The organism is Candidatus Deferrimicrobiaceae bacterium, assembly GCA_035256765.1.
Lineage (GTDB): Bacteria > Desulfobacterota > Deferrimicrobia > Deferrimicrobiales > Deferrimicrobiaceae > CSP1-8.
Genome location: DATEXR010000139.1, coordinates 1 through 1,776 on the forward strand (window position 1 = coordinate 1; position 1,776 = coordinate 1,776).

Consider the following 1,776-nt stretch of genomic DNA (forward strand, 5'->3'; position numbering starts at 1 on the left):
CAAGGGTCCCGAACAGGGCACCCATGATCCCCGGGTTGCCGTGGGTCGATATGAAAATGAGGTCGCATTTCTTTTCCTTTGCCACCTTCAGGATGCCGTCCACCGGGGATTCCCCGGCAATATGAACCGGCTCACAGGGGATACCCACTTCGGTGCACATCTTTTCTGCGACCTCCAGCGCCTTGCTTGCCAGTTCCTTATGTGCTTCCTCCGCGTGAGCCATGGCTGCTTTCGCCTTCTTGACATCCGAGGGGGAGAACAGAACCTCGGGGTGATACATATCCAGGATTTCCTGGGCGGAAAGCTTCCCCGTTATATGAACGGCCGTTATTTTGGCTCCGAGAGCTTTGGCAAGCACGACTCCGTGGCAAATGCCGAATGCGCATTTTCCTAACCCGTCTGTCGGTAACAGGATGTTTTTATACATAAAATCTCCTTCTTTATGCACCCGTCTCTGCCTTCCGGGGGAACGCTCTGATCGGGTGCTGATGAGAACTGTAATAAATATTATGTTGTTCGAGGACCTCGTTGCGCAAGCGTTAAAATCAAATCAGTTCGACGTCTTATGCAGGGGGGTGCACGGAATGTCAGGGAGCTGGCCCGTGGCGCTGCGAAGCCCCTTTATCCTATTTCTCCCGGGCGAAAAGCTTCAGGACGATGAGGATGAGGGGGGCCAGGTGGAAAAGGAGGTCGAGGATGTCGATCGGCTTCCGAAGCGTCCCCTGCACGAGCATCCGGAGTTTCTCCACGAGGTGCGGCTCCGGGCGGAACGGCGCCAGTCCCAGGAGGACGGCGGCGAAGATCAGCGGCCCCCAGCCCAGTTTGTTCAGGAACTCCCACATGTTCACTTCCTGAACGTCTCGTACCCGAGAACCAGGACCGCCCCGCCGACGATGACCGCAAGGTTCAGCGTCATCGAGAACCCGTGCAGGCGGGAGAACTCGCGCCGCGCCAGGTCCTCTTCGGGGACCGTTACCCGCGAGATGATCGTTTCGCGAACCTCCGCCATGCGGGGCGCAAGGCCGTACGTGTGGTACAAGAGGATCGCCAGGGAGAAAACGACGATCGCGGTCCCGGCCTGTTGCCGGGCCCCGGAAAAGGCCTCCCCAGCCGCTGCCCGCGCAGCGAGGGCAACGACGGCTACGCCCAGGCAGAAGCGGAAATAGACGGGGAAGATGGCCCCGACGATCTTTCCGGCGCTCTCCGACGACTGGGTCCGGAAGATCGAGGGGGTCACGAGGAAGGAAAACACCGACATCCCCCCGACCCAGAGGGCCAGGGCAAGTCGGTAGACGGCGGAGGCGATTGGATGCATTCGGTTTCTTCCTTCCTGATCGATTTTTTGGTTTGATGCCGGGGATCAACAAGAAGGTTCCCTCGCCCGGGGGTTAAGGGGCCCTGCCGACTTTCGGGATCCTGCCGGACAGGACGACAATGATAAAATACACGCGGATTCGGCGCGGGCAGGATGGCAGCGTCAGGGGAGGGAAGATGAGCGTCGCAGGCCGAAGGAAGGCAGGAAGCGGGATGCACGATCGGGTCGACGCGGGGAGAAGAGGCGTTCTCCGGGTCTTCGGATGCGCCGCCGCCGCGGTCGCCGCCGCCCCGGTGATCCGGGGAGCGCGGGCGTGGGCAGCCGTTTCCCCTTCCGCCGGCGGGGGGGAAACGAGGGTCCTCGGCTCGACGGGGATCCGGGTCGCGACGGTGGGGATGGGCGCCATGATCACCCGGGACGCGGACGTGATCCGCTACGCCGTCGACCACGGGGTGAACTAC

Annotated in this window: 4 protein-coding genes; 1 reads left to right on the plus strand and 3 read right to left on the minus strand. The window is 61.5% G+C overall.

The features are described 5' to 3' along the window. From VJ307_04830 to VJ307_04840, 3 genes are all read right to left on the minus strand, one after another. Positions 1–427: universal stress protein (locus VJ307_04830; protein ID HJX73462.1), on the minus strand; the 427-nt coding region annotated here is incomplete at its 3' end. A 199-nt stretch (positions 428–626) separates the two neighbouring features. Beyond that, positions 627–842 (minus strand): hypothetical protein, encoded by a 216-nt coding sequence (locus VJ307_04835; GenBank protein ID HJX73463.1) that lies wholly within the window; start codon positions 840–842, stop codon positions 627–629. 2 nt (positions 843–844) lie between these two features. Continuing rightward, complete coding sequence (locus VJ307_04840; GenBank protein ID HJX73464.1) at positions 845–1,315, minus strand: DUF4149 domain-containing protein; 471 nt, start codon at positions 1,313–1,315, stop codon at positions 845–847. 176 nt (positions 1,316–1,491) lie between these two features. Between VJ307_04840 and VJ307_04845 the strand changes: the two genes are divergently transcribed. After that, positions 1,492–1,776 (plus strand): hypothetical protein (locus VJ307_04845; protein HJX73465.1); only part of this gene is annotated, 285 nt, incomplete at its 3' end.

What these genes read in the sequence shown, in the direction of transcription:
- VJ307_04835 (HJX73463.1), bottom strand. Translation starts at nt 842, where the DNA reads ATGTGGGAGTTCCTGAACAAACTGGGCTGGGGGCCGCTGATCTTCGCC.
- VJ307_04840 (HJX73464.1), bottom strand. Translation starts at nt 1,315, where the DNA reads ATGCATCCAATCGCCTCCGCCGTCTACCGACTTGCCCTGGCCCTCTGG.